Here is a 659-nt window from a genome sequence, read left to right on the forward strand (position 1 = left end):
CCCGACGTGTCTACTTTCCGGGGGTCAGGCCCATGGTCGTATTTTTGGTTGCACCGCCAGATCGTGTGCTTGTATTTAGTGTTGGATGCCCAGGTTTTGCGTCCGTACCAGGATCCGCAATCTGCGCATTTGAGTCGGCTGGCAAATAGGCCGATTTTGGAGCTGTTGGTTGCGTGGCGGGTGGCCAACTCGTATTGAACCTGATCCCAGACGGGCGCATCAATAATCGGCTCGTGGTTTCCGGTGACGTAGTATTGCGGGACTTCGCCCTCGTTTACTTCGATTCGTTTGGTTAGGAAGTCAGCGGTGAACGTTTTCTGGAGCAGGGCGTCGCCTTTATATTTCTCATTGGTCAAGATGGAGCGCACGGTTGAGGTGGACCAGTTGGTTTTACCTCGCGGAGTCAAAATACCGCGACGCTGTAGCTCGGCACGGATTTCGGTGATCGATGAGCCGTCTAGAAACAGCTGGTAGATCAAGCGCACGGTCGGGGCTTGAGTCTCATCAATAGCGAGGTTACCGTCAGCGCCTTTCTTATATCCCAGTAGCGAGGAGTAGGGCACCATGACTTTCCCATCAGCGAAGCGTCTGCGATGTCCCCAGGTGACGTTCTCAGATATGGAGCGAGGACCTGACCCCTGTTTGGTAGACACCTGATA

General features: G+C 54.2%; 1 protein-coding gene. It reads right to left on the reverse strand.

Annotated features, from left to right (window positions below; all coding sequences use genetic code 11):
- Positions 1 to 563: recombinase family protein (locus tag HMPREF3169_RS06075; RefSeq protein WP_246815607.1), on the reverse strand; the 563-nt coding region annotated here is incomplete at its 3' end.
- Between the last annotated feature and the right edge of the window lie 96 nt (positions 564 to 659).

This window comes from Corynebacterium sp. HMSC08C04, assembly GCF_001807495.1.
Lineage (GTDB): Bacteria > Actinomycetota > Actinomycetes > Mycobacteriales > Mycobacteriaceae > Corynebacterium > Corynebacterium simulans.